This window comes from Oscillibacter hominis (assembly GCF_014334055.1).
GTDB classification, from domain to species: domain Bacteria; phylum Bacillota; class Clostridia; order Oscillospirales; family Oscillospiraceae; genus Oscillibacter; species Oscillibacter hominis.
In genome coordinates this window covers 1815903-1836860 of sequence record NZ_CP060490.1, presented here as the reverse complement: position 1 = coordinate 1836860, position 20958 = coordinate 1815903, and the positions used below count along the sequence as shown (strand labels likewise).

16 protein-coding genes are annotated in these 20958 nt (G+C 60.4%); 13 read left to right on the top strand and 3 right to left on the bottom strand.

What is annotated here, in order from left to right; translation table 11 throughout:
• The first annotated feature begins 65 nt into the window (after positions 1 to 65).
• On the top strand, positions 66 to 1448 hold the full coding sequence (locus H8790_RS09120) for an MATE family efflux transporter (RefSeq protein WP_187332225.1): 1383 nt from the start codon (positions 66 to 68) through the stop codon (positions 1446 to 1448).
• A 145-nt stretch (positions 1449 to 1593) separates the two neighbouring features.
• Here H8790_RS09120 and H8790_RS09115 read toward each other — a convergent pair whose 3' ends face one another.
• The 3 genes from H8790_RS09115 to H8790_RS09105 form a co-directional block, all read right to left on the bottom strand.
• Positions 1594 to 2952, bottom strand: coding sequence for a cation:proton antiporter (locus H8790_RS09115; RefSeq protein ID WP_187332224.1), 1359 nt, complete (start codon positions 2950 to 2952; stop codon positions 1594 to 1596).
• 270 nt (positions 2953 to 3222) lie between these two features.
• Positions 3223 to 5589 (bottom strand): ribonucleoside triphosphate reductase, encoded by a 2367-nt coding sequence (locus tag H8790_RS09110; RefSeq protein ID WP_187332223.1) that lies wholly within the window; start codon positions 5587 to 5589, stop codon positions 3223 to 3225.
• A gap of 313 nt (positions 5590 to 5902) precedes the next feature.
• A complete protein-coding gene (locus H8790_RS09105) occupies positions 5903 to 6589 on the bottom strand; it encodes an anaerobic ribonucleoside-triphosphate reductase activating protein (RefSeq protein WP_187332222.1) in 687 nt (228 codons plus the stop codon).
• 375 nt (positions 6590 to 6964) lie between these two features.
• On the opposite strand from H8790_RS09105, the gene H8790_RS09100 reads away from it, so the two are divergent.
• The 12 genes from H8790_RS09100 to H8790_RS09045 all read left to right on the top strand — a co-directional run bounded on the left by H8790_RS09100 (position 6965) and on the right by H8790_RS09045 (position 20958).
• On the top strand, positions 6965 to 8665 hold the full coding sequence (locus H8790_RS09100; RefSeq protein ID WP_187332221.1) for an efflux RND transporter periplasmic adaptor subunit: 1701 nt from the start codon (positions 6965 to 6967) through the stop codon (positions 8663 to 8665).
• Complete coding sequence (locus tag H8790_RS09095) at positions 8662 to 9399, top strand: ABC transporter ATP-binding protein (protein ID WP_187332220.1); 738 nt, start codon at positions 8662 to 8664, stop codon at positions 9397 to 9399. Before H8790_RS09100 ends, H8790_RS09095 begins: the two co-directional genes overlap by 4 nt.
• Complete coding sequence (locus tag H8790_RS09090; protein WP_187332219.1) at positions 9396 to 10595, top strand: ABC transporter permease; 1200 nt, start codon at positions 9396 to 9398, stop codon at positions 10593 to 10595. The genes H8790_RS09095 and H8790_RS09090 overlap by 4 nt, the downstream gene beginning before the upstream one ends.
• A gap of 16 nt (positions 10596 to 10611) precedes the next feature.
• Positions 10612 to 12477 carry an S-layer homology domain-containing protein gene (locus tag H8790_RS09085; protein WP_187332218.1) on the top strand — a complete coding sequence of 622 codons (1866 nt, stop codon included), beginning with the start codon at positions 10612 to 10614 and terminating at the stop codon, positions 12475 to 12477.
• Positions 12478 to 12691: 214 nt separating this feature from the next.
• Positions 12692 to 14434: a pyruvate kinase gene (gene pyk / locus H8790_RS09080; RefSeq protein ID WP_187332217.1), complete on the top strand. Its 1743-nt coding sequence runs from the start codon at positions 12692 to 12694 to the stop codon at positions 14432 to 14434.
• 221 nt (positions 14435 to 14655) lie between these two features.
• Positions 14656 to 15339 (top strand): FadR/GntR family transcriptional regulator, encoded by a 684-nt coding sequence (locus tag H8790_RS09075; protein ID WP_187332216.1) that lies wholly within the window; start codon positions 14656 to 14658, stop codon positions 15337 to 15339.
• A gap of 336 nt (positions 15340 to 15675) precedes the next feature.
• Positions 15676 to 16179, top strand: coding sequence for a hypothetical protein (locus H8790_RS09070; protein ID WP_187332215.1), 504 nt, complete (start codon positions 15676 to 15678; stop codon positions 16177 to 16179).
• Positions 16180 to 16264: 85 nt separating this feature from the next.
• Positions 16265 to 17974, top strand: coding sequence for a carbon starvation CstA family protein (locus H8790_RS09065; RefSeq protein ID WP_187332214.1), 1710 nt, complete (start codon positions 16265 to 16267; stop codon positions 17972 to 17974).
• A 232-nt stretch (positions 17975 to 18206) separates the two neighbouring features.
• Positions 18207 to 18878 (top strand): hypothetical protein, encoded by a 672-nt coding sequence (locus H8790_RS09060; protein ID WP_187332213.1) that lies wholly within the window; start codon positions 18207 to 18209, stop codon positions 18876 to 18878.
• A 28-nt stretch (positions 18879 to 18906) separates the two neighbouring features.
• Entirely contained in the window at positions 18907 to 19119 is a 213-nt protein-coding gene (locus H8790_RS09055; RefSeq protein ID WP_187332212.1) for a 4Fe-4S dicluster domain-containing protein, read from the top strand.
• Between the two features lie 17 nt (positions 19120 to 19136).
• Positions 19137 to 20207, top strand: coding sequence for a 3-methyl-2-oxobutanoate dehydrogenase subunit VorB (locus tag H8790_RS09050; protein ID WP_187332211.1), 1071 nt, complete (start codon positions 19137 to 19139; stop codon positions 20205 to 20207).
• A 1-nt stretch (position 20208) separates the two neighbouring features.
• A complete protein-coding gene (locus H8790_RS09045) occupies positions 20209 to 20958 on the top strand; it encodes a thiamine pyrophosphate-dependent enzyme (RefSeq protein WP_187332210.1) in 750 nt (249 codons plus the stop codon).

The window sequence follows — 20958 nt, the reverse complement described above, 5'->3', positions numbered from 1 at the left end:
TTTCCTCTTGTTTTCCGCACGGAGATTCGTATAATAAAGTGTCAAACCAATGGAGGAGAACAAAGATGGGGACAACGGGCGCGCCGCTGAACCGGCGCAGAAAAGAAAACGACATCCTGGCCCTCAGTGGGCCGATTTTTGTGGAGCTGCTGCTGCAGCTGCTGGTGGGCAACGTGGATCAGATCATGGTGGGCTGGCACGACCCCAACGGCGTGGGGGCCATCGGCAATGCCAACCAGGTGACAAGCCTTTTGCTGCTGGTCTTCTCCGTGGTGTCCACGGCGTCCATGATCCTGGTGTCCCAGTACATCGGCGCAAGGGACACCAAGCGGGTGGGGGAGACCTACGCGGCCTCCCTGGCCATGAACTTCGTGTTCGGCATTGCGGTAAGCCTGGTTCTGATCGCGGGCTGCGGGCCGATCCTGCGGCTGATGGGCGTCCATGAGGAGATTTTCCACAAGGCCTGCGTCTATATGCAGATCGTGGGGGCGGGCATGGTGTTCCAGTCCCTGTACCTGACCTTTACCGCTTTTTTCCGCTCCAGCCAGCTGATGCGGGATACCATGGCCGTATCCGTTGTGATGAACGGGATCAACATTTTGGGCAACGCCCTGCTCATCGGCGGGCCCTATGGGCTGCCGGCTTTCGGCGTGGCTGGGGCCGCGCTGTCCAGCACCATCTCCCGTTTGATCGGCCTTTTGATCATCGGTGCCCTGTTTGCAAAAAAGTTTGGGTTCGCCCAGGTGCGCAGCAGCCTTTTGCCCTTTCCCTGGATGCAGCTGAAAAAGCTGCTGCGCATCGGCCTGCCCGCCGGCGGCGAGTCGGTCTCCTACAACCTGTCCCAGGTGTGCATCCAGACCATCTGCAACCGTTTCGCGGCCTTTGTGGTGAATACCCGGGTCTATGCCACCATGTTTGCCAACGTGACGTACCTGTGCGCCTGCGCCATGGCACAGGCCTGCCAGGTGGTGGCCGCCCGGCTGATGGGCGCAGGGGACACGGAGGGCACGGAGCGCAGCGTCCGCAGGACACTGGCTCTGTCGGCGGCGGCCTCCGGCGCCGTGTCGATCCTCCTGTACCTCTTCTGTGAACCGGTGTATGGCCTCTTCACCAAGGACCCCCAGGTCATTGCCCTGGCGAAAACCATCATGCTGCTGGAAATCCCGCTGGAGCTGGGCCGTGCTGTGAACATGACCATGTGCCGTGTGCTCCAGGCCTGCGGCGACATCCAATTTCCCATTACGCTGTGCGTGATTTTTGCGTGGCTCTTCGGCGTGGGCGGCGGCTATGTGCTGAGCGTGGCCTGTGGATGGGGCCTATCGGGCCTCTGGGCTGCCATGGCGGCGGACGAGGTGACCAGGGCGGCACTGTTTTTGTGGCGCTGGAAGAAGGGCGTCTGGAAGGAGAAGTGCCTCCTGGGCGGAGAGCGAAGCGAACAGGAGGCGTAAGGCGAACCGGATATAAAAAGAGCCTGCCCCGAAACGGGACAGGCTCTTTTTTCGTACTTTGACCCGGTTGGCTGCGCCGCGGCCGAGGGATTGAAAGCTTCAGCGCCCACGGCCGGTAAATACGCAGGCTGCGTTCGCGCTGTTTTTATTTCTCCTTGACCGCGCATGCACGGACCGGCTGCCTGCGCTGCTTGGGCTTTTTGGGTGCTTTTGCCTTTGCACCGCCCTCCATCAGGGCGCGGTTGGCCTGCAGCAGCTGCTCTGAAACCAGGTCCAACTGCTCGGTCTCGCTGTATTTGTCCACCAGGTTGCTCTCCTGAAGGGAGACCTCGGTCTGGTTGCGGAAAAGCACCTTGAGCATCACAGGCGTCAGGATGGAGCAGCAGATGACCGTGATGATCACAGGCCCCATGAACATGCTGTTCAGCACGCCCATGGAAAGGCCCTTGTTGGCCACAATCAGGGCCACCTCGCCGCGGCAGGCCATGCCGGTTCCGATCTGGACGCACTCCTGGCTGTCGAAATGGCAGATCTTTGCGCCAAGGCCGCAGCCCACCAGCTTGGAGAACACGGCCACCGCAAGGAGCAGCACGGAGAAGAGGAGCATCTTGCCGCTGGCCGCCGGGAGCTGGGCGCTGATGCCGATGCTGGCAAAGAAAATGGGCGTCAGCAGCAGCGACGAGATGGGCTCAAACTTGGATTCAATGAATTTCGCTTTGGAGGTGGAGGCCACTGCCAAACCGGCTCCAAAGGCACCGATGATATCCGCCACACCGAAGTAGACCTCCGCGCAGTAGGACATCACCAGGCACAGGACAAAGGCCATCAGCGGGAAGCGGTGCAGGTCGCGGCCGCTGCTACGCTCCGTCATCCAATCGAAAAAGCGGACGGCCAGCAGCCCAAGGACAAGGGCGAATACGAAGAACAGGGCAATCTTGACCAGTACAAGATAGATGTTGGCACCGTCGCCGGCAAAGCTGGAGACCAGGGTCAGGACGATCAGGCCCAGGACGTCGTCGATCAGGGCAGCGGCCAGGATGGTGTTGCCCACGGCGGTATTCAGCTTGCCCATCTCTTTAAGGGTCTCCACCGTGATGCTGACGGAGGTGGCGGTGAGGATGGTGCCCACAAAGAGGTCGGAAAGGAATCCGCCGATGTCGATGAGCCCCGCCTGGCCGCCGAAGTAGGCGAGGCCGGCGCCCATGACCAGCGGCACCAGCACGCCGCACAATGCCACCAGGAAGCCGGATTTCCCGGCTTTTTTCAGCTCCTTGATGTCGGTGCCGAGGCCGGCGGTGAACATCAGCACAATGACGCCCAACTCACTCATCTCGGAGAGGAACTGGGTCTCCGTCAGCACATTGAGGATCGAGGGCCCTAAAATCAATCCGGCCATCAGCGAACCCACCACCTGGGGCATATGTATTTTCAGGGTGGCCATGCTGAGCAGCTTGGTGCTGAGCAGGATCAATGCAAGATCCATCAAAAACTGATACGAAACCACAACGATATCTCCTTTTCCAATACAAACAAAACGCGCGGAGGACTTCCATCCACCGCAGGAATGGCTGCCATTCGGCAGCTGCCGGAATGCCAGCAGTTTGTATTGTAGCCCCTTTTCTGGGATTTGCAAGATATTTTGCATAAATATTTCGTAAAGAAATAATTTCATGGAAAGGATGAAAGTTTTGCATCAAAAATAGAGAAGCGCCGGAAATCTTGCGATCTCCAGCGCTTCTCTGGATGGCAATGGATTACGGAGTCAAACTTTGTCTCACGCGATCCCCTGTTCGGCGAACTCGGCAATGGCGGAGGCACCGGTGTACTTCCGCGCCTGGGCCCCGTCTGAGACCAGCAGCGTGGGGGCGGAGATAACCTTGTACTTTCGCGCAAGCTCGGGCTGCTCCTCCGCGTCGATGACAGTATAGAGGATGCCGGAACGGGAGAGGGCGTCCTTGGCCAGCTGGCAGTTGGGGCAGGTTTTTGTGGTGAAGAGGAAGGCCCCGGCATGATCAGCGGAAAGCAGTTCCTCCTGCCGCCGGGGGGGCCGGCCCTCCTGCTTCAGGCGGGAGGTGGAGATGTTGTAGAGCTTGCGCTCTTTGAACTCCTCGGCCTTGCCGTCATTCCAGTTCTGGACCGGGCGGTAGTACCCCGTGATGCGGGAATAGACCTCCGCCGGCTCGCCGCATTCCGGGCAGACGAACTGTTCACCGGCCAGGTAGCCGTGGTTCTTGCACACGGAATAAGTGGGGGACAGGGTGTAATAGGGCAGCTTGTAGTTTTCGGCGATCTTGCGCACCAGTGCCGCCGCGGCCTGCCAGGAGGGCAACTTCTCGCCCAAAAAGGCATGGAAGACGGTGCCGCTGGTGTAGAGGGTCTGGAGCTCGTCCTGGATGTCCAGGGCCTCGAACACATCGTCGGTGAAGCCCACAGGCAGATGGGAGGAGTTGGTGTAATAGGGGGTCTTTCCGTGCTCGGAGGCGGTGATGATGTCCGGGTATTTCTCCACATCGTGCTTGGCCAGGCGGTAGGTGGTGGATTCGGCGGGGGTGGCCTCCAGGTTATAGAGGTCGCCGTATTCCTCCTGGTAATCGCTGAGCCGTTCGCGCATGTGGTTCAGGACCTCTTTGGTAAACTGCTGGGCCTGGGCGTGGGTCAGGTCTTCACCCAGCCAGCGGGCGTTGAGGCAGGCCTCGTTCATGCCGATCAGGCCGATGGTGGAGAAGTGGTTGTCAAAGGTGCCCAGGTAATGCTTGGTATAGGGATACAGGCCCTCATCCAGCAGCTTGGTGATGATGGTGCGCTTGACCTTCAGGCTGCGGGCGCTGATGTCCATCATCTTGTCCAGGCGCTGATAGAATTCCTCCGGCGTTTTGGACAAATACGCGATGCGGGGCATGTTGATGGTGACGACTCCCACGGAGCCGGTGGATTCGCCGGAGCCGAAGTAGCCGCCGGACTTTTTGCGCAGCTCCCGCAGGTCCAGCCGCAGCCGGCAGCACATGCTGCGCACGTCGGAGGGCTCCATGTCGGAGTTGATGTAGTTGGAGAAGTAAGGGGTGCCGTACTTGGCGGTCATCTCAAAGAGAAGCTTGTTGTTCTCTGTCTCGCTCCAGTCAAAGTCGCGGGTGATGGAGTAGGTGGGAATGGGATACTGGAAGCCGCGGCCGTTGGCGTCGCCCTCAATCATGATTTCAATGAAGGCCTTGTTCACCATATCCATTTCCTGCTTGCACTCGCCATAGGTGAAACCCATCTCCTTGCCGCCCACAATGGCCGGCAGGTGTTCCAGGTCCTTGGGCACGGTCCAGTCCAGGGTGATGTTGGTGAAGGGTGCCTGAGTGCCCCAGCGGGAGGGCGTGTTGACGCCGTAGACAAAAGACTGGATGCATTGCTTCACCTCTTTCTGGGAGAGGTTGTCCGCCTTGACGAAGGGGGCGAGGTAGGTGTCAAAGCTGGAGAACGCCTGGGCGCCGGCCCACTCGTTCTGCATGATGCCCAGGAAGTTGACCATCTGGTTGCACAATGTGCTCAGGTGACTGGCAGGGGAGGAGGTGATCTTGCCCCGGATGCCGCCCAATCCCTCCTGGATCAGCTGCTTGAGGCTCCATCCGGCGCAATAGCCGGTGAGCATGGAGAGGTCGTGGATGTGGATGTCGCCGCTGCGGTGGGCATTGGAGATCTCATCGTCATAGATCTCGGAGAGCCAGTAGTTGGCGGTGATGGCGCCGCTGTTGGACAGGATCAGTCCGCCCACCGAGTAGGTGACGGTGGAGTTTTCCTTGACCCGCCAGTCGTTGATCTTAACATAGTTGTCCACCACCTCTTTATAGTCCAGGATGGTGCTCTTCATATTGCGGATCTTTTCCCGCTGCTTGCGGTAGAGGATGTAGCACTTGGCCACGTCGGTGTATCCGGCTTTTTGAAGGACGGACTCCACACTGTCCTGAATGTCCTCCACGCTGATCCTGCCGTCTTTGACCTTGGGCTCATAATCGGCGGTCACCCGCAGGGCCAGCATGTCGATGATGTCGGGGTTGTACTGCCTGTTCTGGGCGTCAAAGGCCTTGGTGATGGCGGCGCCGATCTTGGAAAGATCAAAGGATACAATTTTGCCGTCGCGCTTGATAACGTCGTACATGAAATCTCCCACCTGTCTTGAGTAGTATCATATGTTGGAGCCGGCAGCGCACAACTGCCGCCGCTTATTCTTATCATAGCACACTCCCTGAGACAGGTCAATGCGAAAAATACCATATCTTGTTTAAATAATCAAATAGTGGCACAAGATATTGTAGTACAAATGGTATTCGGAAGCCCTGTTCACTTTACATAAAACAAGGGAAATGGGTGGGCCCTTCTAAAACCAATACAAAAAGTATTCGCATTGAAAAAACTATACAAAAACACCCTGCAAGATTTGGTATCCTACAGGGTGGTGGAGCTACAAGATGCTATATCCCCCGGAGCTCCACATGGGCCATCCGTCCGGAGAGCAGGCGGAGGAATCCCTCCATCTCCTGGCGGGAAAAGCCCTCACAGGGGGAGATCAGATCGCCGCTGTCCACAAAGTTCTGGAGAAAGTAGCGTTTGGCGCCGCCGATCCAGTCGGCGATGGCGGAAAAGCTTTCATCATCGTGGAGGCCGCGGACCACGGTGGTGCGGAACTCATAGTCCACGGTCCCGCGGAGCAGCAGGCTTACGCTCTCCTCCACGGCCGAGCAGTCAAAGCCGGGGACGCCGACGGTCTGCCCATACCGCTCCCGGCTGTTCTTGACATCCATGGCCACATAATCCACCAGTCCCTCCCGGATGAGGCGGCCCAGCAGGGCGGGATTGGTGCCGTTGGTATCCAGCTTCACGGCAAAGCCCAGGGCTTGGACGCGGCCCAAAAAGTCACTTAGGTCCGGCTGGAGCAGGGGCTCTCCGCCGCTGACGCAGACTCCGTCCAATACGCCCCGGCGCTTTTTCAAAAAACCAAGGACCTCCTCCGGCGGGAAGTCTTCCCCGCCGGGCTGCAAGACCAGAGAGGCATTGTGGCAGAAGGGGCAGCGCAGATTGCACCCTGGTGTGAACACGGTGGCCGCCACCTTACCGGGGTAATCCAGCAGCGTCACCTTTTGCAGTCCCGAAATTTTCATAACATGCCTCCTGAAATCCGATCTGTCCCGCCCCTTGGAGCGGCGCCGCGCCATGCCAAAGTCCGCCGCGGAGATGAGACAAGTATACGCCCCGCGCCGGGGAAAGGCAACCCTGCGGACGATTCCGGTTCACCGGAGAACGGACGCCTGAACGAGGCGCCAAACCCTGGAGCCCATGGAAAAAAAGCAGAAAAAATAATACACAAAAATCCAGAGGGCCTGCCGCGGATTTTCTGCACGGCAGAGGCTTTCCGGGGCGGATTGTTTACAAAATATGTGTATTTTTCAGGTTCGTTTTATGTTAAAGTGGTAACCTCTTGATGGCTTCAATTAGATGGAAACATGAAATAAAGACGCAAGAAAGGAATCCCTGACATGGAAAACGAAGTGTGCAGTCAAACTGAGGAGGCCCTGTCCGCTCCCGCCGGGCAGGAGGAGAAGAAAAAGCGGCCCGGAGGGCATCCCTTCAAAGGCGGCAAAAGGAAGAAGTGGCTGGTGATTGCCCTGGCGGCGGCGGTGCTGGCGGTGGTGGTGCTGCGCGGATGCGGCGGCAAGCCCGCCGCGGCACAGACTACATACACCGAAGAGCAGGCCGCATACCGTGCCATTTCTCAGATTCTCTCAGGCAGCGGAACGCTGGCCCCGGCCAACTCCTACACAGTGACCACGTTGCTCCAGGGGGAAATCCTGACGGCGGGCTTTGAAGAAGGCGATACTGTGGAGAAGGACACGGTGCTCTATGAGATCGACTCCTCGGATTCCTCCACCAATGTGGAGAAGGCCGAGCTCTCGCTGAACCAGGCCCGGAGAAGCTATGAGTCGGCGCTGGAGAGCAAATATTTGACGGCTAAGACCTCGGGAACGGTGTCCGGCCTCCAGGTTTCCGTAGGAGACCAGGTCAGCGCCGGCCAGACCCTGGCCACCATCAGGGACAGCAGCACACTGTCCCTGAAGGTCCACTTCCCCTCGGACGACGCAGCCAGCTTCTATGTGGGACAGGGGGCTGCCGTGACGTTGGACGGCTCCTTTGAGACCCTCTCCGGTTCCATCAGCGCCATCTCCGGCAGCGACGAGGTGCTCACCGGCAACCGCATTGTCCGCCAGGTGACGATCCAGGTGGCCAACGGCGGCGCCCTGACCAGCACCCAGTCCGCAACGGCATCGGTGAATGGCGTGGGCAGCAGCGACAGCGGCACCCTCCAGTATAAATCGGAGAGCGTGCTCACCGCGCCGGCTTCCGGTGAGGTGGCGGCCATCAACGTGAGCGAGGGCGGCTATGCCTCCAAGGGCCAGACGGTGCTGACCTTAGGCGGCGACACCATTGACAATCAGGTGCAAAGCGCCTCCGAAAACGTGCGCAACGCGGAGATTTCCCTGGAAAACACCCAGGATCAGATGGACGACTACACCATCACCTCACCCATCGCAGGCACCATTGTGGATAAGCAGTACAAGGCCGGCGACAAGGTGGAGTCCGGAAAGACGCTCTGCACCATCTACGACCTGAGCTATCTGGAGATGACGCTGAACATCGACGAACTGGACATTAGCCTTGTGGAAGTGGGGCAGAAGGTACAGATCACCGCCGACGCAGTGGAGGGCAAGAGCTACGAGGGCGTCATCACCAAGGTCTCCGTGGCGGGCACCACCACCGGAGGAACCACCAGCTATCCCGTCACCATCCGCATCGACGAGACCGACGGGCTGCTGCCGGGTATGAACGTGGACGCGGAGATCATCGTGGCGGCGGCCGACAACGCCCTGGCCATCCCCGGCGGCGCCGTGGAGCGGGGCAACAAGGTGCTGATCACCTCCGCCTCCCCCAGCGCGGCCAACGCCCTTGAGGACGCGGCTCCGGAGGGATATGTCTACGTCCAGGTGGAGACGGGCATCAGCGATGATGATTACATTGAGATTCTCAGCGGCCTCCAGGAGGGCGACACGGTGGCCTATATCAAGGCCGAGGCCCAGTACAGCGACATCTACAGCATGATGATGGGCGGGCCGGTCTATACCGAGGGCGAGGCCGGCGGGCCGCCTGACGGGGGAGGACCCGAGGGAGGGCCCCAGGGATGAGCGCGCTGATTGAGTTCCAGGACGTCTGTAAAACCTACCACATGGGTGATACGGACGTCCGGGCGGCTGACCACATCTCCATGCAGATCCGGCGGGGAGAGTTTGTGGCCATTGTGGGCCAGTCCGGTTCCGGCAAGTCGACCTGCATGAATATCATTGGCTGCCTGGACGTGCCCACCTCCGGCACCTATCTGCTGGATGGGCGGAACGTGGGCCAGATGAACAAGAACGAGCTGGCGGAAATCCGCAACAAGCTCCTGGGCTTTATCTTCCAGCAGTACAACCTGCTGCCCAAGCTGAACCTGCTGGAGAATGTGGAAATGCCTCTCATGTACGCCGGCGTGCCCCGCGCCGAGCGGAGGGAGCGGGCGAAGCTGGCGCTGGAGCTGGTGGGGCTGGGGGACAAGGTCAAAAACAAGCCCAATCAGCTCTCCGGCGGCCAGCAGCAGCGTGTCTCCATCGCCAGGGCCCTGGTAGGAGAACCGGCGGTGATTTTAGCCGACGAGCCCACCGGCGCGCTGGACTCCCGGACGGGCCGGGAGGTGCTCTCCCTGCTCCAGCAGCTGCACGACGCGGGCAACACCGTGGTGCTCATCACCCACGACAACTCCATCGCCATTCAGGCCCAGCGGATCATCCGCCTGGAGGACGGGCGGGTGGTATACGACGGCGACGCCCATGCCCCGGAGGCGGTGGTGACGCCGTCTCTTGCCGGAAGGGGGGGTCGCCCATGAAGCTGACGGAATCCTTTACCCTTGCGCTGAAAAACATCGCTTCCAGCAAGATGCGGACCTTTTTGACCATGCTGGGAATCATCATCGGCATCACGGCGGTGATCGTCATAGTGGGATTGGGCAACGGCATGCAGAAGTACATGGAGGACAGCTTTGCGGAGCTTGGCACCAATACGCTTTCCGTGATGGTCAGCGGCCGGGGCAGTTCTTCCCGCAGCGTGTCGGTGGACGACATGTACGAGATCGTGGACGAGAACCCCGAGTACCTGGACCAGCTCTCTCCCAACGTGACCATGTCCGGCACGGTAAAGGTGGGGACCGAGACCTACAGCGCCACCACCGTGTCCGGCGTCAGTGAGGACTATTTCAATATGAAGGGCTATACGGTGGCCCAGGGCCGGGGCATCCAGTATGTGGATGTCTCCGCCCGCAAGCATATCTGCGTGGTGGGAAGCTATGTGGCCGACACCTATTATGGCGGCAGCGCGGTGGGCCAGACCATCAAAGTGGGAGCCAATAAGCTCACCATTGTGGGCGTGCTGGCCCAGCAGGCGGACGAGGCGGACGAGGGCGGCACCGACGATGCGGTGTACGTCCCTTACTCCACGGCCGCCCGGCTTTCCGGCATCGGCACCATCAACAGCTATACCATCACCGTGGTCAATGAGGATCAGTCCGCCGCGGCGAAAAAAGTGGTGGAAAACGCGCTCTTCGACGTCTTCGACGATTCCGACGCTTACGCGGTGATCAGCATGTCGGAGATTTTGGACATGATGAACAGCATGATCGATGTGATGATCACCATCCTCACCGTGATCGCCGCCATCTCCCTGGTGGTGGGCGGCATCGGCATCATGAACATCATGCTGGTGTCTGTCACGGAGCGCACTCGGGAGATCGGCATCCGCAAGGCCCTGGGCGCCAAGGAGCGCTACATCATGCAGCAGTTCGTCATCGAGGCGGCCACCACCAGTTCCCTGGGCGGCGTTGTGGGCATTATTTTGGGGTATGCCATGTCGTCGGTGGCCAGCGTGCTGATCGTACAGCTCACCGGCGAGGCCATGACGGTGGTGCCCACGGTGGATTCCATCCTGGTGGCGGTGGGCGTGTCCATGGCCATCGGCATCGCCTTCGGCTATTTGCCGGCAAAGAAAGCGGCGCGCCTGAATCCCATCGACGCGCTGCACTATGAATGATTTGGGAGGAGAAAGCATGAATAAGAAAATCCTTGCCCTGATTGTGGCGGTGTGCACGGTGTTCACCATGATGAGCGTACCGGCCTCCGCCTTGGACGAGGGCTCCGGCGTGGTGCAGACGGTCCGCGCCATGGGGATCCTGGTGGGCGACACCAGCGGCAACCTGAACCTGGGCCGGAACGTGACCCGGGCGGAGTTCGCAAAGATGATCGTGGCCGCGTCTTCGTATAAGGACAGCATCGGCGACGGCACCGGCAGTTCCCTTTTTAAAGATGTGAAGAGCAGCTACTGGGCCAGCGCCTATATCAAGATCGCTGTGGAGCAGGGCTGGATGGTGGGCTACACCGACGGCACCTTCCGCCCCACCCGGACCATCTCCGTGGAGGAGGCCTGCACCACCGTGCTGCGTGTGCTGGGCTATGGGGCCTCCGACCTGGCCGGCTCCTATCCCACGGCCCAGATGACCAAGGCCTCCGCCCTGGGGCTGCGGGATGACATTTCCCTGAGCCAGGGCGGGATCATGACACGGGGCAACTGCGCCCAGCTCTTCTACAACATGATGACCGCCCAGACCAAGGCGGGACAGGTGTACGGCGTCACCTTAGGATACAGCCTGAACGCCAGCGGCGAGGTGGACTACGCCGCAGTGGTGAACGCAACCATGTCCGGTCCCTATGTGGCTGGGGAAGGCGGAGCCGCCGCGCTGCCCTTCACGGCCTCAGCGGTTTACCGCAACGGAGCCGCCTCCACACTGAACGCCATCACCCAGTACGACGTCTACTACTACAATCAGAACCTGCGCACGGTCTGGGTCTACACCGACCGGGCGGCGGGCACCATCACCGGCATCACCCCCAGCGGTGCCTCGCCCACCACGGTGACGGTGGCCGGCACCGCCTATGCCATCGGCACCTCCACAGCGGCCTATAAGCTCTCCTCCATGGGCAGCTTCGCAGTGGGCGACACGGCCACGCTGCTTTTAGGCATGGACGGCACGGTGGTGGATGTGCTGGACATTGCCCTGAGCAACCAGATTTACTACGGCATGGTCCTGGCCTCCAGCCGGACCACCACCGTCAGCGGCAGCGCAGCGGTGGAAAAGGCAGTCCAGGTGGTCTGTACCGACGGCTCCGTGCGCACCTTCACCGTGGATAAGGATAAGACTTACTCCAAGGGCAACCTGGTTTCCGTCACCGTCACGGAAAACGGGACGGTGATCTCCAACCTGGCCGCCCGCAGCGCCACCGGCACGGTGAACAGCAACGGCACAAAGATCGGCAGCCTGAAGGTCGCCGGGGACGTCCAGATCCTGGATACCACCAGCGACGGCGCCTATGCGGTGATCTCCGCTGCCCGGCTGGCCGGCACCACCCTCCAGAGCGGCGCGGTGCGCTACTACGCCCTCAACGAAAGCGGCGAGATCAGCCACATGCTGCTCAACAACGCCACCGGCGATGTGTGGAACTACTGCTTCCTGGTGGAGCTGACCAAGCAGGACGGCAGCAGCGTATCGCCGCTGACCGGCTACTACGCCTGCATGGAGGACGGCAAGAGCATCACGCTGACCACCACGGGCAAGGTGTACGGCATGGAGGATGAGACCGCCATCGCCTACCGCTACGATGCGGACGGCGCCATTGCGGACATGAAAAAGCTCACCTCCTTCCCCATCACGGAGCTGACCACCCTCTACGCCGTCAGCGACGGCACAAAACGCCAGCTCTCCGATGACGTGCAGGTCTATCTTAAAAACGGCAGTAGCTATTATGCGACCACGCTCTCCGCGGTGGACGGCGCATCCTATCAACTTACCGGCTGGTATGACAGCTTTGGCGCTGCCGCCGGCGGACGGGTTCGGGTGATCATCGCCGAGGCCCGGTAAACGCTTCCAAACAGGGCAGGTTCCTTCGGGGCCTGCCCTGTTTGTGCAACTGTGCCAGATTTTTGTAAAATGTATGTAAAAGACCGGGGAACCGGGCGGCGGTTTTCACAATCCTGCTCCGGCGGTGCAGGTTTTCGTTGCCGGTGATGAAAAAAAGCGTATAATAGAACGTGAAACAGGAAGAATCCAGAACATTGCATGATGGAGGAAGATTATGCATAAAACGAAAATCGTCTGTACGCTGGGCCCCGCCACGGACCGGGAGGATGTCCTCCGGGGGATGATGGAGTCCGGCATGAACGTGGCCCGCTTCAACTTTTCCCACGGCAGCCACGAAGAGCATAAGGCCCGGCTGGAGATGGTGAAAAAGCTGCGTCAGGAGATGGCTTTGCCCGTTGCCGCCATGCTGGACACCAAGGGGCCGGAGATCCGTCTGAAGACCTTTGCCAAAGGTGTGGCGGAGCTTGAGGCAGGGCAGGAGTTTACCCTGACCACCCGGGATGTGGAGGGGGACGAGCACATCTGTGCCGTGACCTACCGTGACCTGCCCGGGGACGTGGCGGCAGGCGGAACCATTCTGCTGGATGACGGCCTGATCCGCCTGACAGTCCAGGAGGTAACGGGCCAGGACATCCTGTGCCGGGTGGAGAACAGCGGGCGCATCAAAAACCGCAAGGGCGTGAACGTGCCTGGAGTCAGGCTGTCCATCCCCTATATGAGCGCCCAGGACCGGGAGGACATCCTCTTCGGAATCGAGGAGGGATTCGACTTTGTGGCGGCAAGCTTTACCCGTTCCGCCGCCGATGTCCTGGAGATCCGCCGCCTGATCGAGAGCAAGGGTTCCACCATGCGGATCATCGCCAAAATTGAGAACCAGGAAGGGGTCAACAACCTCAGCGAAATCCTCTCCGTTGCCGACGGCATCATGGTGGCCCGGGGCGACATGGGCGTGGAGATCGACTTCACAGAAATTCCCATCATCCAAAAGGACATCATCGCCCAGTGCGCATCCTGCGGCAAGCCGGTGATCACCGCCACCCAGATGCTGGACTCCATGATGGAGAATCCCCGCCCCACCCGGGCGGAGATCACCGACGTGGCAAACGCGATCTATGACGGCACCTCCGCCATCATGCTCTCCGGCGAGACGGCTGCGGGCAAATACCCGTTGGAGGCGGTGCGCACCATGGCCGCCATCGCCCAGCGCACGGAGTCGGACATCAACTACGCCAAGCGGATGCGGAACATGGCCGCGGAGAGCCATCTGAGCATTGCCGCCGCCACGGCCCACGCCGCCTGCACCACGGCCATGGACGTGGGCGCCGACGCCATCATCACAGTCAGCAAGAGCGGGGAGACCGCCCGGCTGGTCAGCCGCTTCCGTCCGGGGACGCCCATCATCGCCTGCCTATTGGACGAGCGGGTCCAGCGGCACCTGGCCCTCTCCTGGGGCGTGATGCCGCTGATGATGCCCTATGCCAACAACACCGACGAGCTGATTGACCTGGCGGTGGAGGCTGCCCGGAAGGCCGGCCTGGTCGCCGACGGGGACCTGGTGGTCCTGACGGCCGGACTGCCCGCGGGGGTGCCGGGCACCACGAACATGATCAAGGTGCACCTGGTGGGCGACAGCCTGATGACCGGCGTGGGCATCGGCACCAGCAATGCCCGGGGCCGATTGTGTGTGTGCGCCAGCCCCGAGGAAATCCGCGCCAAGTTCCATCCCGGCGATGTGCTGGTGGTGCCCTACACCACCAATGAGATGCTGGATGTGATGCGCCAGGCCTCCGCCGTCATCAGCGAGGAGTCGGGCATCAACAGCCACGCCGCCACGGTGGGGCTGACGCTGAATAAAGCCGTCATTGTGGGGGCCTTTGGCGCCACCCACACCCTGAAGGACGGCACCATGGTCAGTGTGGACTGCGCCCGGGGCGTGATCCACGGACTGCCGCTTTAAAAAGCACCCGGCCGCAGTTTTGGCGGCCGGGCGTTTTTTTGGATCCGGCGTAGGTTCCGGCAGCGGATGGATCATGGGTTTTAAGCGATTTTCATAAAAAATGAGTAGTATAATTGTTTTTATTTACAAATTTTGCTTCCGTTTTTTTCGACTTTTGACCTTTCCTTTCCAGAAGTTTTGTGCTATATTAACCAACGAAGAGAAGAACGCGGGGTGAGGATGTGGCAGACGGGACACGGGTCAAGCGATCGGAACAGGCCGCCAACTGGCTGTATGAAAAGATTGTCTATGAGCGGGAGTTTGAACCGGGCCGCAAGCTGCCCAATGAGAATGACCTGTCCGCTGAGCTGCATGTCAGCCGGACCACGCTGCGGGAGGCCATCTCCTGCCTGGTGGCCCAGGGGATTTTGGAAATCCGCCGGGGCAAGGGCACTTTTGTGTCTGACAGCCTGCCTCAGGATGCGGTGGACTTCAGCTCCTTCCAGCGGCTGCGCTCCCGGGTCCGGGCCAAAGACCTCTTTGAAATGCGCCTGATTTTCGAGCCCGAGACGGCGGCCCTGGCCTGCCAGCGGGCAACGGATGCGGAGATCGAGCAGATCTGCCGTAAGGCGGAAAAGATGGAGGAGGCCTCGCACTCCCACGGAGATTGGGCCGGTGCGGACCAGGAGTTCCACATGGCCATCGCCAGGGCCTCTCACAATGAATACATGCGCACGCTGTATCCCATCATCAACAACGCAGTCAACGAGATCATGCAGATCACCGCCAGCCAGGAGCAGATGCAGCGTATCGCCCTGTCGGACAACAAGATGATCCTTGCGTTTTTGACGCAGCGGGACGCGGAGGGTGCAAAACTTGCCATGCGCATGCACATGCGCCACCTGTTGGAGACCCTTCAGGCCTGACCGGCCTTGAAAAGGTGGCTCCGTGGTACTGGAAACGTTTCCAATAATGGTTTATCAGGTAGGCGGACATTCCGGCCGCATTTCTATGGTGCCATCGGCCAGCACGCAGATGAGGGCGGGAAAACGGATTAACAAATATGTCTAAATTGTGAAATGTGAAATTGCACAGAATTTAAAAGCGGATTTTAAATGATATTATGAAATGATTTGAAACAACTTGACAGTTTCCGGATGGAGGCATAAGATGGCATCAATAGGACAATGATGTCTGACAACGCGGCGGGAAATGCGTTTTTCCGACAGCGTTTTGATACGGAAAACGGAAAGGGCGGAGCTATGGAGCAAAGCAAAGAAGCGCTGCTGCAGAAGGTGCTGCGGGGGTACTCCGGCTACTTTAATGTGAAAGAGAACATCGTGCTCAATGGGCTGCCGGTGGCGGCGGAGGCAGAGTACCACTCCCGGGACGAGAAGTACGTCTTGGTCAAATCCGCCCAGATCTGGGCGGCGGAGAACAACGAATACGCGTTTTTCGTGCTGCTGGACCATCTGACCGAGGAAACCCTGAAGTCCTACTATGACGCGGTTTTGAAAGAGGGCATGTCCCGGGTGAAGCCCGAGGGCGACCACATGTGCTCCTATGTGACGCTGATCGTGTTTGCCGACCAGGTGGACCCGGAGGCGGCCAGGGCCATGAAGAAGCTGAAGTACACCAAGAACTTCTGCTTTACACTGAAGGGCTGGGCCCAGTTCCGCGGCGCCGCGCTGGAGGTATCCAGTGGAAAATGGTGCGCCAACCACATGGGCCGGGACATTGAAAAGTCCGTCCTGCGTATGATCTGAGCGGTTATAAGACGCATGCAGATGCGTTTTATAAATATGAGCCGGCACGACAAGGAGTGCCGGAAAAGAGAAAGGAAGTATTCGCATGAATGCACTTGTCATCCTGCTGATCGGTGTTGCATGCCTTGTGGTCGGCTACCTGTTTTATGGTCGCTGGCTGGCTAAGACATGGGGCGTCGACGACAGCAAATCCACCCCGGCTCACGAGCTGGAGGACGGCCAGGACTACTGCCCCGCAAAGGCGCCTGTCCTGATGGGCCATCACTTCTCCTCCATCGCCGGCGCCGGCCCCATCAACGGCCCCATCCAGGCCGCTGTGTTCGGCTGGCTCCCCGTGCTGCTTTGGGTCGTCATCGGCGGCATCTTCTTCGGCGCCGTCCATGATTTCGGCGCCCTGTTTGCCTCCATCCGCAACAAGGGCCAGTCCATCGGCGAGGTCATCGACGTCAGCATCGGCACCCGCGCCAAGAAGCTGTTCACCGTGTTCGGCTATCTGGTCCTCGTGCTGGTCGTGGCGGCCTTCGCCTCCATTGTCGCCTCCACCTTCAACGGCTTCAACCCGGAGGGCCAGCAGATCGTGGCCAACGGCCAGACTGCCACCATCTCCCTGCTGTTTATCGTGCTGGCGATCATCTTCGGCTTTTTGGTCTACCGCCGCAACGCACCTCTGGGCATCTCCACCCTCATCGGCATTGTGGGCATCGTCGCCGTTGTGATCATCGGCCTGAAGTGCCCCATCTTTGTGGCCGGAAATGTCTGGATGATCGTCCTTGGCATCTACATCCTCGTTGCCTCTGTCACGCCTGTGTGGATCCTGCTGCAGCCCCGTGACTATCTGAGCTCCTTCCTTCTGTACTTCATGATGATCGTGGCCTTTGTGGGCGTTGTCGGCGCCCATCCCACCATCGACATCCCCATGTTCACCGGCTGGGTGGACACGGTTGCCCCCACCGGGACCTCCCTGGGCTCCATGTTCCCCGCCCTGTTCGTGACCATTGCCTGCGGTGCTGTGTCCGGCTTCCACTCCCTGGTTGCCTCCGGCACCACCGCCAAGCAGCTGAACAAGGAGAGTGACGCGCTGCCCATCGCTTACGGCGGCATGCTGATCGAGTCCGCCCTGGCCATCGTCTCCCTGATTGCTGTGGGCTACATCTGGTCCTCCTACTCCTCCGGCGAGGTCACCACGCCCACCCAGGTGTTCGCCTCCGGCATTTCCAAGATGGTTGCCACCATCCCCGGCCTGGCCGGCGCGGAGACCACCCTGTACTCCCTGCTGGTTCTGGCTGTGTCCGTGTTCTGCCTGACCTCCCTGGACACCGCCACCCGTCTGGCCCGCTACATGTTCCAGGAGTTCTGGCTGGGGAAGGGCGAGACCATCAAGGATGCCAAGGGCTATAAGGCTGTCCTGTGCAACCCCTATGTGGCCACCATCATCACCGTGGTGTTGGGCGTCGGCCTGGGCATGACCGGCTATGCCAAGATCTGGCCCCTGTTCGGCGCCGCCAACCAGCTGCTGGCCGCTCTGGCTCTGCTGGCCGTGTGCTGCTGGCTGGGCAACATCGGCAAGAACAACAAGATGTTCTACATCCCCATGTTCTTCATGCTGATCGTCACGCTGTGCTCCTTGTTCATGACCATCAAGAACAAGGTCGGCCTGATCATGGCCGGCAGCGGCGACGCTGCCGCCTATGCTCAGGGCATCCTGGGCGCGGCCCTGTTCATCCTGGCCATCATCCTGACTGTGGAAGGCGTCAACGCGCTGTCCAAGCAGGGCAAGGCCAAGGCTGCCAAGTAAACTGCTGCGCAAAAGGCGCGGGGACTTTCGTCCCCGCGCTTTTTTTGCTGCGTGCGCCGCACGGGCTATGGCAAAGCCTTGGCAAGAAGGGTGACTTTTTCCACAAAAAAGTGCTGTAAAAATTAAACAAAACCGCAATTGACATCTGACGATGAAAGCAGTATCATGACATCAGACAACGTGAATGGTGATCGTACAAGATGTGCCGATTTCAGAAGAGGAAGTGAACCCAATGGAGCTGGTGAGGACCCTGGCCGGGAAGCGGCGCATTATTATCACAGGACACTATGGCAGCGGGAAGACGGAGTTTGCCGTGAATCTTGCTCTGGCCCTGGCCGGCATAGGCTGTAAGACGGCCCTGGCGGATTTGGACATCGTCAACCCCTACTTTCGGTCCAGGGAGCGGCGGGACATGCTGGAGCGGAGGAACGTCCGGCTGATCGCCACCTCACAGGCCTGTACGGACGCGGATGTGCCTGCGCTGCCGGCGGACATTTTCACTACCTTTGAAGACCCGGACCTGGTGAGCGTGTACGATGTGGGCGGCGACCCGGCGGGGGCCAGGGTCCTGGCCCGGTTTGCACCACAGATCAACGCGCTGGATCACGAGATGCTGTGCGTGGTCAACGCCAACCGCCCCCAGACCGCCACGGCCCAGGCGGCATCTGCATACCTGCGCGCCATCGAGACTGTCAGCGGCGTGGCTGTCACCGCCCTGGTGGACAACACGCACCTGTGCGGGGAGACCGGTGAGCGGGACCTGCAAAAGGGAAGGGAGCTGATCCGGCAGGTGTCGGAGCTGACCGGGCTGCCGGTCCTCTGCCATGCGGTGGAACGGAGGATGGCCGACGGGTCGGCGGATCAGTTTCCCATGGATATCTATATGAAAAAACCCTGGGAGTAAATCAGGCAACAGAAAGGGAGGCTCAACCATGAGTGCGAAAGTGACATTTGACCAGGAGCGCTGCAAGGGCTGCGAGCTGTGCACCTCCGTCTGCCCCAAGCACATTGTGGCCATCGACCAGACGGTGATCAACCGGAAGGGTTACCATCCGGCCACAGTGACGGACATTGCCCAGTGCATCGCCTGCGCCAGCTGCGCCAGGATCTGTCCAGACTCTGTGATTACGGTGGAGAAGGTTTGAAGAGGGAGGGGAGTTTTATGGAAAAAGAGCTTTGGAAGGGAAATGAAGCCATTGCGGAGGCTGCGATCCGCGCCGGCTGCGACTGCTTTTTCGGATATCCCATCACGCCCCAGAGCGAGGTGCCGGAGTACATGTCCTTACATATGCCGGAGCATGGCCGCATTTTTGTGCAGTCAGAGTCCGAGGTGGCGGCCATCAACATGGTCTACGGCGCCGCGGGAGCGGGTATGAGGGCCATGACGTCTTCTTCCTCCCCCGGCATCAGCCTGAAGCAGGAGGGCATCACCTACCTGGCCGGTGCGGAGCTGCCGGCGGTCATCGTCAACTGCATGCGCGGCGGCCCGGGCCTGGGCACCATCCAGCCCGCCCAGGGCGACTATTTCCAGGCAACCCGGGGCGGCGGCAACGGCGACTACCGGACGGTGGTGCTGGCGCCGTCCAATATCCAGGAGGCGGTGGACTTCACGCAGGAGGCCTTTGACATCGCCGACCAGTACTGCAACCCGGTGATGATCCTGGCCGACGGGCTGATCGGCCAGATGATGGAGCCCATTGTCTGGCACGATGTGCCCAGGCGGAAGCTGCCGCCCAAGGATTGGGCCGCCGGTGGAAGACACGGCCGGGCCCACCACAACATCATCAACTCCCTGTTCATCGACCCCAACGAGTGCGACCGGCACAACGACCACCTGCTGGCGAAGTACCGGGAGATGGAGAAAAACGAGGTGCGCTGGGAGGAGAGGGAGTGCGAGGATGCGGAGCTGGTCATCACCGCCTACGGCACCCCGGCCCGCATCACGCTGACTGCGCTGGAGGCGCTCCGGGAGGCGGGCATCAAGGCGGGCCTCTTCCGTCCCATCACGCTGTGGCCCTTCCCGGAAAAGGCACTCCACGACCTGGCGGGACAGGACCATGTGAAGGTAATCCTGGACGTGGAGCTCAGCGCCGGCGGACAGATGCTGGACGACGTCCGCATGGCGGTGGAGGGGCAAAAGCCCGTCCGCTATCTGGGCCGTGCCGGCGGTGCTCTGCCCACGGTGGAGGAGATCGTGGAAACGGCCCGGGCGGCATTGAAGGAGGTCAAGTGAGATGGCGATTGTATATCAGAAGTCCAAGGGGCTGACGGATGCGGAGCTGCACTATTGCCCCGGCTGCAACCACGGCATCATCCACAAGCTCATCGCCGAGGTGATGGAGGAGATGGGACTCATCGACCAGGCCATTGGTGTCTGCCCGGTGGGGTGCTCCGTCTTTGCCTATAATTATTTCAGCTGCGATATGATGGAGGCGGCCCATGGCCGCGCCCCCGCCGTGGCCACCGGCATCAAGCGCACCCACCCCACGGCTCCGGTGTTCACCTACCAGGGAGACGGCGACCTGGCCTCCATCGGCGCGGCGGAGATCGTCCACGCTGCCATGCGGGGCGAAAAGTTTACCACCATCTTTGTCAACAACGCCATCTACGGCATGACCGGCGGCCAGATGGCGCCCACCACCCTCATCGGCCAGAAGGCCACCACCTGCCCCTTGGGCCGGACGGTGGAGCAGGCCGGCAAGCCCATCCGTATGGCGGAGATGCTCTCCACATTGGACGGCTGCGTCTATGCCGAGCGGGTCTGCGTCACGGATATCCCCCACCTGAACAAGGCCAAGAAGGCCATCCGCAAGGCATTTGAAAAGCAGATGGCAGGGGAGGGGTTCACCTTCGTGGAGGTGCTCTCCACCTGCCCCACCAACTGGGGCATGACACCGCTGAAGGCAAAGGAGTGGCTGGAGACCAACATGGCGGCCTATTATCCCCTGGGAGTCGTCAAGGAAACCGGCGCGGAGGTGAAGTGA

Excerpts from the sequence above, each read along its gene's own strand:
- H8790_RS09100 (WP_187332221.1), top strand. The coding sequence starts at position 6,965 with ATGGAAAACGAAGTGTGCAGTCAAACTGAGGAGGCCCTGTCCGCTCCC.
- H8790_RS09065 (WP_187332214.1), top strand. The coding sequence starts at position 16,265 with ATGAATGCACTTGTCATCCTGCTGATCGGTGTTGCATGCCTTGTGGTC.
- H8790_RS09055 (WP_187332212.1), top strand. The coding sequence starts at position 18,907 with ATGAGTGCGAAAGTGACATTTGACCAGGAGCGCTGCAAGGGCTGCGAG.
- pyk (WP_187332217.1), top strand. The coding sequence starts at position 12,692 with ATGCATAAAACGAAAATCGTCTGTACGCTGGGCCCCGCCACGGACCGG.
- H8790_RS09070 (WP_187332215.1), top strand. The coding sequence starts at position 15,676 with ATGGAGCAAAGCAAAGAAGCGCTGCTGCAGAAGGTGCTGCGGGGGTAC.
- H8790_RS09050 (WP_187332211.1), top strand. The coding sequence starts at position 19,137 with ATGGAAAAAGAGCTTTGGAAGGGAAATGAAGCCATTGCGGAGGCTGCG.
- H8790_RS09045 (WP_187332210.1), top strand. The coding sequence starts at position 20,209 with ATGGCGATTGTATATCAGAAGTCCAAGGGGCTGACGGATGCGGAGCTG.
- H8790_RS09105 (WP_187332222.1), bottom strand. The coding sequence starts at position 6,589 with ATGAAAATTTCGGGACTGCAAAAGGTGACGCTGCTGGATTACCCCGGT.
- H8790_RS09095 (WP_187332220.1), top strand. The coding sequence starts at position 8,662 with ATGAGCGCGCTGATTGAGTTCCAGGACGTCTGTAAAACCTACCACATG.
- H8790_RS09085 (WP_187332218.1), top strand. The coding sequence starts at position 10,612 with ATGAATAAGAAAATCCTTGCCCTGATTGTGGCGGTGTGCACGGTGTTC.
- H8790_RS09110 (WP_187332223.1), bottom strand. The coding sequence starts at position 5,589 with ATGTACGACGTTATCAAGCGCGACGGCAAAATTGTATCCTTTGATCTT.
- H8790_RS09120 (WP_187332225.1), top strand. The coding sequence starts at position 66 with ATGGGGACAACGGGCGCGCCGCTGAACCGGCGCAGAAAAGAAAACGAC.
- H8790_RS09090 (WP_187332219.1), top strand. The coding sequence starts at position 9,396 with ATGAAGCTGACGGAATCCTTTACCCTTGCGCTGAAAAACATCGCTTCC.
- H8790_RS09060 (WP_187332213.1), top strand. The coding sequence starts at position 18,207 with ATGGAGCTGGTGAGGACCCTGGCCGGGAAGCGGCGCATTATTATCACA.